The 16,893-nt window shown below is 72.6% G+C and carries 14 protein-coding genes and 1 pseudogene; 11 read left to right on the top strand and 4 right to left on the bottom strand.

The features are described from left to right. Positions 1 to 27: 27 nt before the first annotated feature. Together OG393_RS05190 and OG393_RS05185 are read left to right on the top strand one after the other, a co-directional pair. Positions 28 to 1,113, top strand: a complete 1,086-nt coding sequence (locus OG393_RS05190) for an ABC transporter permease (protein ID WP_327373399.1) — start codon at positions 28 to 30, stop codon at positions 1,111 to 1,113. After that, positions 1,110 to 1,790: an ABC transporter ATP-binding protein gene (locus OG393_RS05185; protein ID WP_327373398.1), complete on the top strand. Its 681-nt coding sequence runs from the start codon at positions 1,110 to 1,112 to the stop codon at positions 1,788 to 1,790. Before OG393_RS05190 ends, OG393_RS05185 begins: the two co-directional genes overlap by 4 nt. Positions 1,791 to 1,893: 103 nt before the next feature. Here OG393_RS05185 and OG393_RS05180 read toward each other — a convergent pair whose 3' ends face one another. Next, a complete protein-coding gene (locus OG393_RS05180; protein WP_327373397.1) occupies positions 1,894 to 2,703 on the bottom strand; it encodes an IclR family transcriptional regulator in 810 nt (269 codons plus the stop codon). A gap of 335 nt (positions 2,704 to 3,038) precedes the next feature. Here OG393_RS05180 and allB point away from each other — a divergent pair, with 335 nt between their 5' ends. The 4 genes from allB to OG393_RS05160 all read left to right on the top strand — a co-directional run bounded on the left by allB (position 3,039) and on the right by OG393_RS05160 (position 7,525). Then, complete coding sequence (gene allB, locus OG393_RS05175; RefSeq protein WP_327373396.1) at positions 3,039 to 4,373, top strand: allantoinase AllB; 1,335 nt, start codon at positions 3,039 to 3,041, stop codon at positions 4,371 to 4,373. Positions 4,374 to 4,376: 3 nt separating this feature from the next. Continuing rightward, a complete protein-coding gene (gene alc / locus OG393_RS05170) occupies positions 4,377 to 5,492 on the top strand; it encodes an allantoicase (protein ID WP_327373395.1) in 1,116 nt (371 codons plus the stop codon). Between the two features lie 230 nt (positions 5,493 to 5,722). Continuing rightward, positions 5,723 to 6,334 (top strand): dihydrofolate reductase family protein, encoded by a 612-nt coding sequence (locus tag OG393_RS05165; protein WP_327373394.1) that lies wholly within the window; start codon positions 5,723 to 5,725, stop codon positions 6,332 to 6,334. Between the two features lie 273 nt (positions 6,335 to 6,607). Further along, complete coding sequence (locus OG393_RS05160) at positions 6,608 to 7,525, top strand: DMT family transporter (protein WP_327378316.1); 918 nt, start codon at positions 6,608 to 6,610, stop codon at positions 7,523 to 7,525. 42 nt (positions 7,526 to 7,567) lie between these two features. On the opposite strand, the gene OG393_RS05155 is transcribed toward OG393_RS05160, so the two are convergent. Beyond that, positions 7,568 to 10,003, bottom strand: coding sequence for a polysaccharide lyase 8 family protein (locus tag OG393_RS05155; protein ID WP_442817263.1), 2,436 nt, complete (start codon positions 10,001 to 10,003; stop codon positions 7,568 to 7,570). A 327-nt stretch (positions 10,004 to 10,330) separates the two neighbouring features. Here OG393_RS05155 and OG393_RS05150 point away from each other — a divergent pair, with 327 nt between their 5' ends. Beyond that, positions 10,331 to 11,509 (top strand): cytochrome P450 family protein, encoded by a 1,179-nt coding sequence (locus OG393_RS05150; RefSeq protein WP_327373393.1) that lies wholly within the window; start codon positions 10,331 to 10,333, stop codon positions 11,507 to 11,509. A gap of 107 nt (positions 11,510 to 11,616) precedes the next feature. Here OG393_RS05150 and tnpA read toward each other — a convergent pair. Both tnpA and OG393_RS05140 read right to left on the bottom strand, forming a co-directional pair. Further along, positions 11,617 to 12,004 (bottom strand): annotated as a pseudogene (gene tnpA, locus OG393_RS05145) (IS200/IS605 family transposase). Positions 12,005 to 12,047: 43 nt separating this feature from the next. Then, the gene (locus tag OG393_RS05140; protein ID WP_327373392.1) at positions 12,048 to 13,073 is read right to left on the bottom strand and encodes a Gfo/Idh/MocA family protein; all 1,026 of its coding nucleotides are present in this window, start codon (positions 13,071 to 13,073) and stop codon (positions 12,048 to 12,050) included. 138 nt (positions 13,074 to 13,211) lie between these two features. Between OG393_RS05140 and OG393_RS05135 the strand changes: the two genes are divergently transcribed. From OG393_RS05135 to OG393_RS05120, 4 genes are all read left to right on the top strand, one after another. After that, the gene (locus tag OG393_RS05135) at positions 13,212 to 13,931 is read left to right on the top strand and encodes a GntR family transcriptional regulator (RefSeq protein ID WP_327378314.1); all 720 of its coding nucleotides are present in this window, start codon (positions 13,212 to 13,214) and stop codon (positions 13,929 to 13,931) included. 124 nt (positions 13,932 to 14,055) lie between these two features. Next, complete coding sequence (locus tag OG393_RS05130; RefSeq protein ID WP_442817401.1) at positions 14,056 to 15,039, top strand: sugar ABC transporter substrate-binding protein; 984 nt, start codon at positions 14,056 to 14,058, stop codon at positions 15,037 to 15,039. Then, positions 15,036 to 16,085, top strand: a complete 1,050-nt coding sequence (locus OG393_RS05125) for an ABC transporter permease (RefSeq protein WP_327373390.1) — start codon at positions 15,036 to 15,038, stop codon at positions 16,083 to 16,085. Before OG393_RS05130 ends, OG393_RS05125 begins: the two co-directional genes overlap by 4 nt. Further along, the gene (locus OG393_RS05120; RefSeq protein ID WP_327373389.1) at positions 16,082 to 16,891 is read left to right on the top strand and encodes an ATP-binding cassette domain-containing protein; all 810 of its coding nucleotides are present in this window, start codon (positions 16,082 to 16,084) and stop codon (positions 16,889 to 16,891) included. Before OG393_RS05125 ends, OG393_RS05120 begins: the two co-directional genes overlap by 4 nt. Positions 16,892 to 16,893 lie beyond the last annotated feature (2 nt).

Genomic DNA, 16,893 nt, shown 5'->3' with positions numbered 1-16,893 from the left:
CCCGGGTCCGGCCCGCAGTCTTGGTCCATGTTCGTGGCATGGAGAGACCTGAGATTCGCCCGAGGGCGATTCACCCTGATGGGCACCGTGATCGTGCTGATCACACTGCTCGTCGGACTGCTGTCCGGGCTGACCGCCGGACTCGCCCGGGAGAACACCTCGGCGATCACCGGTCTGCCGGCCGACCGGCTCGCCTTCGCCGCCCCGCCCGCCGGCCGGTCGGTCTCCTTCACCGAGTCCACGGTGACCGAGCGGCAGTGGCGGCGATGGGCGGAGCGGCCCGGGGTGACGAGGGCGGAGCCGCTGGGCATCCGGACCGTCAACGGCGCCGCGGGGGACCGGACGGCCGCCCTGTCGGCCTTCGGCACGGAGTCCGGGTCGGGTCTCGCCCCGGAGAGCGGGCGGCTCGGGCCCGGCCGGGTCGTGCTGTCGGAGTCGGCCGCCGAGGAGCTGGGGACCGGCGTGGGCGGCACGGTACGCCTCGGCCCGCTGGAGGCGACCGTGGCGGCCGTCGCCGGCGACGCCTCGTACAGCCACACGCCGGTCGTGTGGACCTCGCTCGACGACTGGCAGACACTCGGCCGGGAGGGCGCCGCCACCGAGCGGGTGGCCACCGTCGTCGCGCTCACGGCGGAAGACGGCACCGCCTTCGGGGCCGGCGACGAGTCCCTGGGGACGCGGACGCGGACGGTCGACGCCGCGCTCACCGCCATAGGGTCCTACCAGGCGGAGAACGGCTCCCTGCAGCTGATGCGAGGCTTCCTCTTCGCCATCTCCGCGCTCGTCATAGGCGCCTTCTTCACGGTCTGGACGATCCAGCGCAGCGCCGACGTGGCCGTCCTGAAGGCCCTCGGGGCCTCGACTCCCTACCTGCTGAAGGACGCGCTGGGGCAGGCGGTGCTGATGCTCGGCGCGGGCACCGTGCTGGGCACCGCACTCGCGGTCGCCGTCGGTGCGGTGGTGAGCGGCGGGAACGTGCCCTTCGTCCTGGAACCGCTCACCGTGCTCGGTCCGGCCGCCGTGATGATCGCTCTCGGCATGCTCGGCGCGGCCCTGTCCATCCGGCGGATCACCGCCGTCGACCCCCTCACCGCACTCGGGAGTGCCCGATGAGCCTGATCCTCGAAGACGTGACGCTGACCTACCCGGACGGAGACGGGCGGCTGACCGCCCTCGACTCCGTGGGCCTCGAGGTGCCGGCCGGCAGCGTCACGGCGGTCGTGGGGCCCTCCGGTTCCGGCAAGTCCAGTCTGCTCGCGGTCGCGGCGACGCTCGTGGCGCCGGACCGGGGGCGGGTGGTCGTGGCCGGGACGGACACGGGGACGCTGGCCCCCGGGGCCAGGGCGGCGCTGCGGCGGGAGCGGATCGGGATCGTCTTCCAGCAGCCGAACCTGCTGCCCTCGCTGACGGCGCTGGAACAGCTCCAGGTCATGGCCCACCTCTCGGGCGGCCGTCCGCAGGCGGCGCGGGAGCGGGCCCGGGAGCTGCTCGACGCGGTCGGGCTCGCGGACCTGGCGGGCCGCCGCCCCCACCAGCTCTCGGGCGGTCAGCGCCAGCGCGTCAACATCGCCCGTGCCCTCATGAACCAGCCGGCCGTCCTGCTCGTCGACGAGCCGACCAGTGCGTTGGACCACGAGCGGGGCGCGGCGGTCGTCGACCTGCTGGTGGCGCTGACCGCGCGCCGGGGGACGGCGACGGTCCTGGTGACCCACGACCGTGCGCACCTGGACCGCACGGACCGGACGGTGCTGGTCCGCGACGGCCGGCTGTCGGCGCCGGCGGCGGCCTGACGGGCCCGCCCGGGGCGGCCGTTCCCCGCCCGCCGTCCCGGGCGGGGCGGGCGGGGCGGTCCTCGAAGCCCGTCGGGTGGCCTTCGGCCGACAGGCTCTCAGCTCAGACCTGGCCGTTGCCCGCGGGGTTCGCGAGCGCCGTCGACAGTTCCCGCGCGACCTCCAGGAGGAGGGGGACGATCTTCTCCGTCGCCGCCTCCGTCACCCGGCCCGCCGGCCCGGAGATGGAGATCGCCGCCGCCGTCGGGGAATCGGGCACCGACACCGCGAGGCACCGGACCCCGATCTCCTGCTCGTTGTCGTCGACCGCGTACCCGGCGTCGCGTACGACGGCCAGCGCGTCCAGGAATCCCTCCGGCGTGGTGATCGTCTTGTCCGTCGCGGCCGGCATGCCCGTGCGGGCCAGCAGCGCGCGGACCTCGTCCGCCGGGGTGTGCGCGAGCAGCGCCTTGCCCACGCCCGTCGAGTGGGGCAGCACGCGCCGCCCGACCTCGGTGAACATGCGCATCGAATGCTTGGACGGCACCTGGGCGACGTAGACGATCTCGTCGCCGTCGAGCAACGCCATGTTCGCGGTCTCGCCCGTCTCCTCGACGAGCCGCGCCAGGTAGGGGCGGGCCCAGGTCCCGAGCAGCCGGGAGGCGGACTCCCCGAGCCGGATGAGCCGGGGGCCCAGCGCGTACCTGCGGTTGGGCTGCTGGCGCACGTAGCCGCAGGCCACCAGGGTCCGCATCAGCCGGTGGATGGTGGGCAGCGGCAGCCCGCTGCTGGCGGAGAGCTCGCTCAGTCCGACCTCGCCGCCGGCGTCGGCCATCCGCTCCAGGAGATCGAAGGCACGCTCAAGGGACTGGACGCCGCCGCTCGCGGCAGCGGGCTTGGCGGAGTCGGTGGCGCTGGCGCTGGACGTCGGCACGTCGAGGTCCTTTCGAGGCGGGCGGGCAAGGCTGCAGCCTACCGGGCGGTCCCGTGGGACACACGGCCACGGGCCCGCTGTCCGGGCCGGTCAGGGGGTGTTTGTCCGGCGTCGGCGGCCACCCGGAGGTGTCCGGCTCCGGGCCGCATGTGCGGAGCTACGTTCTACCTTACGAAAAATATATTCCACTTCATGGAAACATCCAAGGAGTCCGGTCGCGTCCGGCCGGGGTCGGGCCATCCTGGGAGTGTGCCCTTGACGGCATGTCGTCCTGAGTGAAGACTCCTTCAACAGTTCGTTGAATTTTCTGCTGGGTGGAAGAAGAAGGGGTACGGGTGGACGTCAACCTGGTACTGCGCTCGACACGCGTCATCACCCCCGAGGGGGCACGCCCCGCGTCGATCGCCGTCTCCGGCGGAACCATCGCCGCGGTGCTGCCGCACGACGCCGAGGTGCCGGCCGGCACCCGGCTCGAGGACGTCGGCGACGACGTCGTGCTCCCCGGGCTCGTCGACACGCACGTGCACGTGAACGACCCCGGCCGCACCGAGTGGGAGGGCTTCTGGACCGCCACCCGCGCCGCCGCGGCCGGCGGCATCACGACCCTCCTCGACATGCCGCTCAACTCCCTCCCCCCGACCACCACCGTCGAGCACCTGCGGACCAAGCAGGAGGTCGCCCGGTCCAAGGTCCACATCGACGTCGGCTTCTGGGGCGGCGCGCTGCCCGACAACGTGAAGGACCTGCGCCCCCTCCACGACGCCGGGGTCTTCGGCTTCAAGTGCTTCCTGTCGCCGTCCGGCGTGGAGGAGTTCCCCGAACTCGACCAGGAGCGGCTGGCGAACTCCCTCGCCGAGATCGCCGGCTTCGGCGGGCTGATGATCGTGCACGCCGAGGACCCGCACCACCTGGCCGCCGCCCCGCAGAAGAGCGGCGGCCGGTACTCCGACTTCCTCGCTTCCCGGCCCCGGGGCGCCGAGAACACCGCCATCGGCAACCTCATCGACCAGGCCCGCCGCCTCGACGCCCGGGTCCACGTCCTGCACCTGTCCTCGTCGGACGCGCTGCCGATGATCGCCGCCGCCAAGGCCGAGGGGCTCTCCGTCACCGTCGAGTCCTGCCCCCACTTCCTCACCCTCACGGCCGAGGAGGTCCCCGACGGCGCCACCGAGTTCAAGTGCTGCCCGCCGATCCGCGAGGCGGCCAACCAGGACGCCCTGTGGCAGGGCCTGGCCGACGGCACGATCGACTGCGTCGTCTCCGACCACTCGCCCTCCACGGCCGACCTCAAGACGTCCGACTTCGCGTCCGCCTGGGGCGGGATCTCCTCCCTCCAGCTCGGCCTGCCCGCCATCTGGACCGAGGCCCGCCGCCGCGGCCACGGCCTGGAGGACGTCGCCCGCTGGATGTCCGAAGGCCCGGCCCGGCTCGCCGGGCTGGACCGCAAGGGCGCGATCGAGGCCGGCCGGGACGCGGACTTCGCCGTCGTCGACCCCGACGCGACCTTCACCGTGGACCCCGCCGAGCTGGAACACCGCAACCGGGTCACCGCCTACGCCGGCCGGACCCTGCACGGAGTGGTGCGCTCGACCTGGCTGCGCGGCGCGCGCGTCGCCGTCGACGGCACCCTCGCAGAGCCCTCCGGCCGCCTCCTCGAAAGGAACGACTGACCCGTGACCGGCATACCCTCCTTCACCGGCGACGCCAGCCCCTACCGCGGCGGCGACCCGTACGCCGACTACCGCACCGCGGACTTCCCCTTCACCCGCTACGCCGACCTCGCCGACCGGCGGCTCGGCGCCGGCGTGATCGCCGCGAACGACGAGTTCTTCGCCGAGCGCGAGAACATGCTCAAGCCGGAGGCCGCGGAGTTCGACCCGGAGCACTTCGGCCACAAAGGCAAGATCATGGACGGCTGGGAGACCCGCCGCCGCCGTGGCGTCTCCGCCCGGGAGCCGCACCCCACCGCCGAGGACCACGACTGGGCCCTGGTACGCCTCGGAGCGCCCGGAGTCGTCCGCGGCGTCGTCGTCGACACCGCGCACTTCCGCGGCAACTACCCCCAGGCCGTCTCGGTCGAGGCGGCGTCCGTCCCGGGCGTCCCCTCCCCGGAGGAACTCCTCGCCGGGGACGTCACATGGACGACTCTCGTGCCGCGCACCGCGATCGGCGGTCACGCGGCGAACGGCTTCGTCGTGGACGTCGAGCGGCGCTTCACCCACCTCAGGGTCAACCAGCACCCGGACGGCGGCATCGCGCGGCTGCGTGTCCACGGCGAGGTGGCCCCGGACCCCAGATGGCTCGGTGTCCTCGGCACCTTCGACCTCGCCGCGCTGGTCAACGGCGGCCAGGTCGAGGACGCCTCGGACCGGTTCTACTCGCCCGCGACCAACACCATCCAGCCCGGCCGTTCCCGCAAGATGGACGACGGCTGGGAGACCCGGCGGCGCCGCGACCGGGGCAACGACTGGATCCGCTACAGCCTGGTCGCCCAGGCCGAGATCCGCGCCGTCGAGATCGACACCGCCTATCTCAAGGGCAACAGCGCCGGCTGGGCGGCCCTGTCCGTCGCGGCCGAAGGCTCCGAGGAGTGGACCGAGATCCTGCCCCGGACCCGCCTCCAGCCCGACACCGACCACCGCTTCGTGCTGGACACCCCGGCGGTCGGCTCGCGGGTCCGGGTCGACATCTACCCCGACGGCGGAATCTCCCGCCTCCGCCTCTTCGGCTCCCTGACCGAAGCGGGTTCGGCGCGGCTGACCGCCCGCCATCAGGAACTGGGCGGGTGACGACACCCCGCTCGGCACGCGGGGGGCGCACCGGCCCGACAGCACCGGTACGCCTCCCGCGTATCTCTCCCGCCCGTCCTCTCCGGCCGGTGAGGACGGGCGGGGCCGGGGGCCGGGGCGGCGGCGCACGGCATCCGAGGTGACTCCGATGAGTTCCGCCGGGCGGTGGAGTCAGAGCATCTGAGACACCATGGACCCGGTATTCCCGGACAAACCGAGAGGAAGTCGTCATGGCCGCCACGCTCAGCCTCACCCAGTTCCTCACGCTCGACGGCGTCTGCCAGGCCCCCGGGGGCTCACAGGAGGACCCCAGCGACGGCTTCGACCTGGGTGGCTGGTCCGTGCCGTACGGGGACGAGGACTTCGGCCGCTTCGTGTCCGAGGTGTTCGAGCGGCCCACGGCGTTCCTCCTCGGCCGGCGCACCTACGAGATCTTCGCGAGCTACTGGCCGAAGCAGACCGACCCCGCGGACCCGGTCGCCGGCAAACTCAACACCCTCCCCAAGTACGTCGCCTCGAACACACTCGACACCGCCGACTGGGCGGGCAGCACCCTCCTCGGCGGCGACGTGGCCAAGGAGGTCGCCACGCTCAAGGAGCGCACCGACGGCGAGATCCAGATGCACGGCAGTGGTGGCCTCGCCCGGTCCCTCATGGAGCACGACCTGATCGACACGCTGCACCTGCTCGTCTTCCCCGTCGTCCTCGGGAAGGGCCGTCGTCTCTTCGCCGACGGTGCCCGTCCCACCGCCTTCCGGCACATCGAGGCGAGTACCACGGGCGCGGGGGTCGGCATCCACACGTACGCGCTCGCGGGTCGGCCCTCGTACGGCGACTACTGATCCCGGACGCGAGACAGCTCGGGCCGCCCCCCGCCGGGCCGGATCGCCGGGGGCGGCCTCGGACCCCTCCCCGGCCGGAGGTCACGCCCGGCCACCCGTCACGAGGACGCCCGGTCACCCGCCCGGCCGGCCCGGTGGCGGCGACGGCACCTCGGATTCCGGTCCCGCCCGGCGGAAAGGTGTAGCCACCATCCGCCCGTCCGGGTACGGTGATCGTCCCGCGTGCGAGCCGCCGACGCCTCCACCCCGTCGTACGAGTCGGAGCAGGCCGCCATGTCCTCGACCGCCGTTCCCGTCCCCCTCGGTGCCCCGCGCCGCGCCTGGCTGACCGATCTTCCGGTCCTCCTCGTCGCCGTGGTCTGGGGCGCCAGCTATCTCGCGGCCAAGGGCATCACCACCAGCCACACCGTGATCGCGGTCCTGGTCCTGCGGTTCGCCGTGGTGCTGCCGGTGCTCGCCGTGGCGGGGTGGCGCGGGCTGCGGGCGCTCACCGCCGCACAGTGGCGCGGCGCGGGTCTGCTCGGCCTGGTCCTCAGCGGCATCTTCCTGCTGGAGACATACGGGGTCGTCCACACCTCCGCCACCAACGCGGGGCTGATCATCAGCCTCACCATGATCTTCACCCCGCTCGCCGAGGCCGCCGTCACCCGCGTCCGCCCGCCCCGCGCCTTCCTGGCCGCCGCCGCGCTGTCGGTGGCGGGCGTGGTACTGCTGACGCAGGGCGGCGGTTTCACCGCACCCTCCCTCGGTGATCTGCTGATGCTCCTCGCGGCCCTCGCCCGTACCGTTCACGTCCTCGCCATGTCCCGCATCAAGGCGGTTCGGGGTGCCGACTCGCTGTCCCTCACCACAGTCCAGCTCGGCTCCGCCGTCGCCGTCTTCGCGCTCCTCGTCGCCGTCCCGGGGACCGGCGCCGCCCCCTGGGCGGTGGCGGCGGGCTTCGGCCCCGCGGAATGGGCCGGGCTGCTCTTCCTCTCGGTGTTCTGCACCCTCGTCGCCTTCTTCGTGCAGATGTGGTCCGTACGCCGCACCTCCCCGTCCCGCGTCAGCCTCCTGCTGGGCACCGAACCGCTGTGGGCCGCCGCCACCGGTATCGCGCTCGGCGGCGACCGCCTGGGCGCGCTCGGCGTCGCGGGCGCCGTCCTGGTCCTCTCGGGGACCGCCTGGGGCCGCCGCGCCGTCGACGATTAGCGGCCCGGGCGCCCACGCCCCGCGCGCCCGCCCCGGCGGGCGTCACGTCAGGGCGACCACCGACCGGTGGGTGGCACCGAGCGCGCCCGGGGCGATGCGCAGCCGGAGCGCGGAGCCCGTCCCCCGCACCCGGACGCCCGGGTCGCTCGACGTCACCGAGGACACCGGACGGTTCCAGGTGAGGTCGATCGTCGCGCCGTCGCGCGTCGGACCCGAGACGCAGACGGTGGCCGTGGCACCGGACTCACGGATCAGCACGGACGCCGGAGCGGTCGTCGTGACCTCGCCCACCGTGCCCGCGGACCACAGGCTGATCCCGGTGAAGCCCAGCGACGGCACGCGGACACCCTGCCCTTCGGCGGTGTTGGCGAGGACGGTGAGCCAGCCGGTGTCGGCGGCGCGGGCCGCCGTCCGGTCCCGCCCGGCGCCCGGCATCAGGAGGTAGGCGTACGCCGCTCCTGTCGGGTCGGTGCCGTGGTCGAACCAGAGCGTGAGGTACCTCCGGGTGATCGGATCGGTCACGGAGCCCCGGTTGATGTCGGACCACCGTCCCGTACGGGTCTCCCGCAGCGCCTTCAGGGAGGCGGCTCCGCCGGGGAAGACGTATCCGGCGTGTCCGGCGAGATGAGCCCAGCGGGCCCCGGTGAGGGAGGCGGTCCAGCCCGGCTCGGCGGGCTGGACGGCACCGTCCACGGTGAAGGCGTGGACGCCGTCCGCACCCAGGTTGCGGTTGTCGACGACCGATTCGACCCCCGTGCCGTCACGGCCCCGGATGCCGGAGCCCAGGCAGACGACGCAATCGTCCAGGAAGAACCAGGACTTCCTGGCCAGCAGGGTGGAGGACAGGCCCTTCAGGTGCTGGCCGACCGCCGCGTAGGTCCCGTCGGTCGTCCCCCCGACCCAGCGCACGTCAGGCCGGGCCGCGCCCCAGGCGCCCCCCTCTCCGTCGGCGAGCGGCTTGCGGGACGCGGTGGTGCCGGGCAGCCGGTAGGGGTCGACCGTCGGCCAGAAGTCGTCCGTGTACTGGTCGTTGGCGAAGGTGTCGCCCCACCAGTAGAGCATTCCCGAACCGCTGTGCCAGCCGCGCAGGTTCTCGCCGTTGCCGTTCTCGTAGTACGTGATCCGGTGCGAGGCCATGGACAGGCCGGCCGCCCAGCCGGGACGGCGGTGCACCGCGCGGTCCATGCCGGGGAACAGCCGGTGCCCGGACGGTTCGGGGCTCGCGGCGGCCGTGCCGTCGGCGACGCTCTTGAGCCGGGCGAGCGCGGCGACACCGAGGGCCGGGCTGTCCAGCACCGGACTGACCCGGTCGCGGGCGATCCAGCCCTTGAGCAGGCCCTCCCAGCGTGCCCTCTCGGCCCCGGAGGCGCTCCGCGCGAGCAGGGCCACACACGCCATGACCGCGTGACCCCGCAGATGGTCGTCCTGCCGGACACCGCGCGTGTCCGACGTCCGCACTCCGCGGCTGACCGCGCGCCCCGACACCGTGTCCATCGCCAGGCCGTTGAAGAGGAACGGCGCGTACGCCTTCTCGACGGAGTCGAACACGGCCTGGCGTCCGCTGTCCGTGACCTCCCAGGCCGAACCCCTGAGCAGGGCGAGCAGCAGCGACAGACCGCCGAGCATGACGGCCCCGTACGCGCCGGCGTAAGGGACGCAGGTGTGCTGCACAAAGCTGCCGTCGGCGTGGAGACCGTCGCCGGCCGTGACATAGGGGAACACGGGCGAGAGCGCGTCGCGGGCGAGGGACAGTTTGGCGGCGGACCCGCCGACGACGCCCCGCAGCGCGAACACCCGGCACAGGTCGACCCGGTTGGCCGCGGTGGACGTGCCGCTGTAGCGGGCGACGGCGCTGTCCGGCACGAAGCGGTCGACGGCGGCGCAGTGCCGGCTGATCCGGGCCGGGCCGAGCGCGTCGTACAGCAGGACGTCGATGTCGAGCAGCGTCTGCGGGATGCCGACCTGCCAGTCGTACCAGTCGCCGTAGCGGGCCTGGCCCGCGTGGTACGCCTCGTCGTGCAGCTGGTCGAGCCCGGCCAGCAGGTCCGCCCGCAGGTCGGCGTCACCGGTGAGGCCGGTACCGGGCTGCGCGTACGCCTCGGCGAGGGTACGCAGCCGCCGGTAGCTGACGGCCAGGTTTCCGGAGAAGGCGTACGACTCGGCGTCGGTGTCCGGGTCGGGGTCCGCGTACGGCAGGTCGGGCCACAGGGAACCGGCTGCCGGGACCATCGAGGCGCGCAGGCCGCGGGCCGTGTCGCCGAGCTCCGAGAGTTTCGAAGCGAAGGGTGCGGCGGCCGGCGGGAAGCCCGTGCCGAGGATCAGTTCGCGCCAGGTGCGGCGCAGGGAGCCGTAGGCGTCGGCGGCGTGCGCGGGCGGGACGGCGCCCGGCAGCGTCGCCGGAGCGAGCACCGCGGCGCTCAGCGCCGCGCGCAGCAGGGCGCGCCGTGACAGTGGGGAGACGGGGACGCGGGGGTGCACGGGGAGGGACCTCCGGGACGGGTCGGCCGCGCGGCGTGGGCGGCGCGGTGCGGGACATGGGGGAGGGACACCGCTCCAGGGTCTCCGAGAACGGGTCCGGCGGGCGGAACGCGGCCACCGGCGTGGTCGTCCGTGTCGGCGTGACGGTGCCGCCCTGCGGACTCCCCGGCCCTCGCCGCCCCACCGCCCCCGCCGTTCCCGCCGTTCCCGAAGCGGGCCTTCCGCCACGGATTCCGGCCGCGGGCGCCTCCGGTGCCCGTGTCCGGATCACTCACCCCCTCCGGCACGGGCGTGCCGGAGGGGCGGCGCCCCGCATACGGTGGGTCGATGGCCGTCATCGATCTGGGCGAGTTCGGACCGGACTTCACCGCGAACCCCTACCCCTACTACGCCAAACTCCGCGAGACCGGACCCGTCCACGCGGTGCGTACCGCGTACGGGATGGACGCCTGGCTGATCGTCGGGCACGAGGAGGCCCGCGCCGCGCTCACCGATCCGCGACTGTCCAAGTCGACGTCCACCGTGGACATCAGGATGATCGAGCAGGACATCGTCGGCCTCCACCTGCTCGCGGTGGACCCGCCCGACCACACCCGCCTGCGCAAGCTGGCCGCCGGGGCGTTCACCGGCCGTCGGGTGGAGGGTCTGCGGCCACGTGTCCAGTCACTCGCCGACGCACTCGTCGACACGATGGTCCCGGCAGGCCGGGCGGACCTGGTCGACTCCTTCGCCTTCCCCCTGCCCATCATCGTCATCTGCGAACTCCTCGGCGTGCCCGCCGAGGACCGCGACACCTTCCGCCGCTGGTCGAACGAGCTGGTGACGCCGACGGGAACGATGTCGGAGCAAGAGGCCGTCGAGGGCTTCGCCGGGTACCTCGACGCACTGGTCGAGGACAGGCGGACCTCCCGGCCCACCGACGACCTGATCTCCGCCCTGATCGCCCACCGTGCCGAGGACGGCGACCGCCTGTCCGCCGCCGAACTCCGCGCCTTCGTCTACCTGCTGCTGATCGCCGGCCACGAGACCACGGTCAACCTGATCACCAACACGGTACGGGCGCTGCTCGCTCACCCCGAACAACTCGCCTTGTTGCGAGCGGACTTCGGGCTTCTCGACGGCACGATCGAGGAGTCCCTGCGCTACGAGGGGCCGGTGGAGAACGCCACTCTGCGCTTCACCCGGGAGCCGGTCACCTTTGGCGACAAGGTCGTCCCGGCACGCAGCACGGTCCTCGTCTGCCTCGCCTCGGGCGACCGCGACCCGGACCGCTTCCCCGACCCGGACCGCTTCGACGTGCGCCGGAACCCGAGGGGCCATCTCGCCTTCGGCCACGGCATCCACTACTGCCTGGGCGCCCCGCTGGCCCGCCTGGAGGCCGGAATCGCGATCCGGACACTCCTGGAACGCCTGCCCCGGCTGGAACTCGACCCCGAAGGAGCCCCGTTGGAGTGGCTTCCCGGTGGGCTCATGCACGGCGTGCGCCATCTGCCCGTGCGATGGTGACGCCATCCTGTCTTCGCAGGGAATCCCGGCCTTGAGGCCGGGCGGGAATGCGATCCTCGGCCCGGAGCCGCGAAGCGGCGGAGTTCGCTTCGGCTCCGGGGTGACGGTCAGTCTGGGCGCTTGTGGCTCTCGATGTACTCCGTGACGACGGCCGGCGGTGCGCCACCGCAGGACCCGGCGAAGTAGGAGCCGGACCAGAACACCGACCCCATGCCGATCGGGTTGATCCGCCCGGTGTACTCGGCTCGCAGGTACCGGGAGCTGACGCCCTTGAGGCTGTTGACCAGCTTCGACAGGGCGACCTTCGGCGGGTAGTGGACAAGGAGGTGCACGTGGTCCTCCTCACCGTCGAACTCGACCAGCTCGGCCTACGAAGTCGGCGCAGACCTCCCGCATCATCGCTTCGCAGCGCGTCAGCATGTCGTCGTCGAAGACTTCCCGCCGGTACCTCGTGCCGAAAACCAAGTGAGCATGAAGGTCGTATACGACGACCAGGAAAGGGGGTGGGCCGGATGATCCGTGCGTACGACCTCGTGGGTCACCCGACAGGCTCCGGGCCCCCGCCCGGAGGGATCTCGGCCAGGGCGACCGGGCGCCGCTCACGGCGGGAGAGCTCGCACGCCTCGGCGACCCGCAGTGCCTCCAGCGCCTCACGGCCGTCGCACGGGTTGGCCCGCTCACCGCGCACCAGGCGGACGAACGCGTCGAGTTCGGCTTCGTACGCCGGGGCGAACCGCTCCAGGAATCCGGGCCACGGCTTGACGGCGGCCGGCGGGCCCTGCGGTTCCACCGAAGTCAGCGGAGTGCGGTCGTCCAGGCCCACGGCGATCTGGTCCCGCTCCCCGGCCAGCTCCATCCGCACGTCGTACCCGGCGCCGTTGCAACGGGTCGCCGTGGCGGTGGCGAGCGTCCCGTCGTCGAGGGTGAGCAGGGCCGCGGCCGTCCCGACGTCACCGGCTTCGCGGAACACCGGGGGCCCGGCGTCCGAGCCACTCGCGTACACCTCGACGACCTCGCGGCCGGTCACCCAGCGCAGGATGTCGAAGTCGTGCACCAGACAGTCCCGGTAGAGGCCACCGGAGAGCGGGAGATACCCGGCGGGCGGCGGGGCCGGGTCGGAGGACACGGTGCGGACCGTGTGCAGCCGTCCGAGCCGCCCCGTGCGCACCGACTCACGGGCCGCCCGGTAGCCGGCGTCGAAGCGGCGCATGAATCCCAGTTGGAGTTCGGTGCCCGCGCTCTCCACGGCCCGGAGCGCGCCCAGCGTGCCGGGCACGTCCAGGGCGATCGGCTTCTCGCAGAAGGCGGGGAGCCCGGCGCGGGCGGCAAGGGCGATGAGTCCGGCGTGGGTGGCGGTGGCGGAGGTGATCACGACGGCGTCGAGGGCGTCACCGAGCAGGGCGTCGACGGTCGGGACGGCCTGAGCGCCCAGCGCCCCCGCGACCCGGGCGGCCCGCGGCGTGTCGGCGTCCGCCAGGACCAGCGACCCGACCGCGGGATGGCGGGCGAGTGCACCCGCGTGGAAGGCCCCGATACGGCCCGTTCCGATCAGTCCGATGCGCATGGCCCCAAGGTGGTGCCGGGACGGCGCCCTGTCAAGGATTGTCAGGACAACCGGACGTACCCCTTCCTGCCGTCCGCCCCTGCGGCTACGCTCCCCTGCGTGTCCAAGCCGTCGTCCGCCGTTCTCCCGCCGTTCTCCGTGGACCGCTCCAGCCCGGTCCCGCTCTACCACCAGCTCGCCCGGCAGCTGGAGGCGGCGATCGAGGACGGGGTGCTGACGCCCGGCAGCCTGCTCGGGAACGAGATCGACCTCGCCGCCCGCCTCGGACTGTCCCGGCCCACGGTCCGCCAGGCCATCCAGTCGCTCGTCGACAAGGGCCTGCTCGTACGCCGCCGGGGAGTCGGCACCCAGGTCCTGCACAGCAGGGTCCGGCGCCCCCTGGAGCCGAGCAGCCTCTACGACGACCTGGAGGCGGCCGGACAGTGCCCCGCCACCGTCGTCCTCGCCAGCCACACCGAACCGGCTGACGCCCGGGTCGCCGCCGCCCTCGGCATACCGGAGGGCAGCGATGTCCACCGACTGGAACGGCTGCGCACGGCGCACGGCGCGCCGATGGCCCTGCTGCGCAACCACCTGCCGGCCGGGCTCCTCGACCCGGACGGCGGGAGCCTGGAGGTCACCGGCCTCTACCGGCTCCTGCGCGGCGCCGGTGTCACCCTCCACAGCGCCCGGCAGACGATCGGCGCCCGAGCGGCGACCCCGGCGGAGGCGGAACCGCTGGCCGAGCAACGGCACGCCCCCTTGCTGACGATGGAACGCACCACGTTCGACGACACCGGCCGCGCCGTCGAGTTCGCCTCGCACCTGTACCGCGCGTCCCGCTACTCCTTCGAATTCCAGCTGCTCGCCCGCCCCTGAGCTGTCCCCCGACCCGCTGACGATCCGTGCTACCCCCATGACCGATACTGCAATGCACGCAGAAGGACACAAAGGAGGGCACGGCCTCGTGACCAGGGTTCGGACAGGAGGGGTACGCGCGGCGATCGGCGCCGTGCTCGCGGTGGTGCTCGGCGCCACGCTCGCGGGGTGCAGCAGCACCGGAGGCAAACGTGCCGAGGACGCCCGCAAGGCGGCAGCCGCTCAGGGCCGGGCGGCCGTGAACACCCCCAGGTGGACCTTCGCCATGGTGACCCACTCCGGCGATGGCGACACCTTCTGGGACATCGTCCAGAACGGCGCCGAGCAGGCGGCCGTCAAGGACAACGTCAACTTCCTCTACGCACACAGCGACGAGGCCCAGCAGCAGGCGCAGCTCGTCGACTCGTACGTCGCGAAGGGGGTCGACGGGCTGATCGTCACCCTCGCCAAGCCCGACGCGATGAGGGCCGCCGTCGAGAAGGCCGTGAAGGCCGGCATCCCGGTGATCACCGTCAACTCCGGGGCCGACCGCTCGAAGGCGTACGGCGCGCTCACCCACATCGGCCAGGACGAGACCGTTGCGGGCGAGGCCGTAGGCGAGGAACTCGACAAGCGGGGCCGCAAGAAGGCCCTCTGCGTCCTGCACGAGCAGGGCAACATCGGCCACGAGCAGCGGTGCGCCGGTGCGAAGAAGACCTTCGGCGGCGAACTGGTGAACCTCTACGTCGACGGCACCAACATGCCCGACGTCCAGGCGTCCATCCTCGCCAAACTGCAGGCCGACCCGTCCGTCGACGCGGTCGTCACCCTCGGAGCTCCCTTCGCGGACGCCGCCGTCCAGGCCAGGAAGTCCGCAGGGAGCACGGCCGAGGTCGACACCTTCGACCTCAACGCCAAGGTCGCCGGCGCGCTCGCCGCCGGGACCCTCGGGTTCGCCGTCGACCAGCAGCCCTACCTGCAGGGCTACGAGGCGGTGGACCTGCTCTGGCTGTACAGGTACAACGCCGACGTCCTCGGCGGGGGCCTGCCCGTGCTCACCGGGCCACAGATCATCACCAAGGACGACGCCGCCGCGCTCCGGGAGTACACCGAGCGGGGCACCCGATGAGCGCCGCCGCCCCACCGGCGACCGACCACGTCGACGAGCGGCTGCTGCGCACCTCGCGGCTGAAGAAGCTGCTGGCCCGCCCCGAGCTGGGCTCGGTGGTGGGCGCGATCGCAGTCTTCCTGTTCTTCTCGGTCGTCGCGGACGGCTTCCTGCGCGGTTCCAGCCTCGGTACGGTCCTCTACGCGGCCTCCACCATCGGCATCATGGCCGTGCCCGTCGCCCTCCTGATGATCGGCGGCGAGTTCGACCTGTCGGCCGGCGTCCTGGTCACGACCTCGGCACTGGTCTCGGCGATGTTCAGCTACCAGATGACCGCCAACGTCTGGGTCGGTGTCGGAGTCTCGCTGCTCGTCACCCTCGCCGTCGGGGTCTTCAACGGGTTCCTGCTGTCCCGCACCGGACTGCCCAGCTTCATCATCACCCTGGGCACCTTCCTGATGCTGACCGGTCTCAACCTCGGTTTCACCAAGCTGATCAGCGGAACGGTCTCCACCAAGTCGATCGCCGACATGGAGGGCTTCCCGTCCGCCCGGAAGCTCTTCGCCTCCCAGTGGACCGTCGGCGGCGTCGAGCTGAAGGTCACCATCCTGTGGTGGATCGCCCTGGTGGCCGTGGCCACCTGGGTCCTGCTGCGTACCCGCGCCGGCAACTGGATCTTCGCCGTCGGCGGGGGCGCCGACGCGGCCCGGGCGGTCGGGGTGCCGGTCTTCCGGACGAAGACCGGGCTCTACATGGGCGTGGCCTTCTGCGCCTGGATCTCCGGCCAGCACCTGCTCTTCTCCTTCGAGGTCGTCCAGTCAGGCGAGGGTGTCGGCAACGAACTGATCTACATCATCGCGGCCGTCATCGGCGGCTGCCTGATCACCGGCGGCTACGGCTCGGCCATCGGCTCCGCGGTCGGCGCGCTCATCTTCGGCATGACCAGCAAGGGCATCGTGTACGCGGAGTGGAATCCGGACTGGTTCAAGTTCTTCCTGGGGGCGATGCTCCTCCTGGCGACGCTGCTGAACGCCTGGATCCGCCGGCGTGTGGAGGCCGTGAAATGAGCACCGAGCCGCAGACCGCCCCTCCCACCCCGCTGGTGGAACTGGACGGCGTCAGCAAGCACTACGGCAACATCCGGGCCCTCGAAGGGGTCTCCCTGGAGGTCCGGGCCGGCGAGATCACCTGCGTCCTCGGGGACAACGGCGCCGGCAAGTCCACCCTCATCAAGATCATCGCTGGGCTGCACCGGCACGACGCCGGCACCTTCCGGATCGAAGGGAAGGAGGTCGCCCTGGCCAGCCCCCGCGAAGCCCTCGACCGCGGGATCGCCACCGTCTACCAGGACCTGGCAGTCGTCCCCCTCATGCCGGTCTGGCGGAACTTCTTCCTCGGCTCCGAGCCGACCAGGGGCACCGGCCCCTTCAGGCGCCTCGATGTCGGCCTGATGCGGGAGACCACCCGGACCGAGCTCTTGCGCATGGGCATCGACCTGCGCGACGTCGACCAGCCGATCGGCACCCTCTCGGGCGGCGAACGGCAGTGCGTCGCCATCGCCCGCGCCGTCCACTTCGGAGCCAGGGTCCTCGTCCTCGACGAGCCGACCGCCGCCCTCGGCGTGAAGCAGTCCGGCGTGGTGCTGAAGTATGTGGCTGCCGCACGTGACCAGGGCCTCGGAGTGGTACTCATCACCCACAACCCGCACCACGCCTTCCTGGTCGGCGACCGGTTCGTGCTGCTCAAACGCGGTGTGATGGCCGCCGGCCACACCAAGGACTCGGTCACTCTCGACGAGTTGACCCGGCAGATGGCGGGCGGCAGCGAACTGGACGATCTCCGGCACGAGCTGGAGCGCCCCACGCCCCCGTAGCA

It is taken from the genome of Streptomyces sp. NBC_01216 (assembly GCF_035994945.1).
In the GTDB taxonomy this organism is placed as follows: domain Bacteria; phylum Actinomycetota; class Actinomycetes; order Streptomycetales; family Streptomycetaceae; genus Streptomyces.
This window is presented reverse-complemented; position numbering and strand designations above follow the sequence as displayed.

Excerpts from the sequence above, each read along its gene's own strand:
- OG393_RS05190 (WP_327373399.1), top strand. The coding sequence starts at position 28 with ATGTTCGTGGCATGGAGAGACCTGAGATTCGCCCGAGGGCGATTCACC.
- OG393_RS05185 (WP_327373398.1), top strand. The coding sequence starts at position 1,110 with ATGAGCCTGATCCTCGAAGACGTGACGCTGACCTACCCGGACGGAGAC.
- OG393_RS05165 (WP_327373394.1), top strand. The coding sequence starts at position 5,723 with ATGGCCGCCACGCTCAGCCTCACCCAGTTCCTCACGCTCGACGGCGTC.
- OG393_RS05160 (WP_327378316.1), top strand. The coding sequence starts at position 6,608 with ATGTCCTCGACCGCCGTTCCCGTCCCCCTCGGTGCCCCGCGCCGCGCC.
- OG393_RS05150 (WP_327373393.1), top strand. The coding sequence starts at position 10,331 with ATGGCCGTCATCGATCTGGGCGAGTTCGGACCGGACTTCACCGCGAAC.
- OG393_RS05140 (WP_327373392.1), bottom strand. The coding sequence starts at position 13,073 with ATGCGCATCGGACTGATCGGAACGGGCCGTATCGGGGCCTTCCACGCG.
- OG393_RS05125 (WP_327373390.1), top strand. The coding sequence starts at position 15,036 with ATGAGCGCCGCCGCCCCACCGGCGACCGACCACGTCGACGAGCGGCTG.
- OG393_RS05120 (WP_327373389.1), top strand. The coding sequence starts at position 16,082 with ATGAGCACCGAGCCGCAGACCGCCCCTCCCACCCCGCTGGTGGAACTG.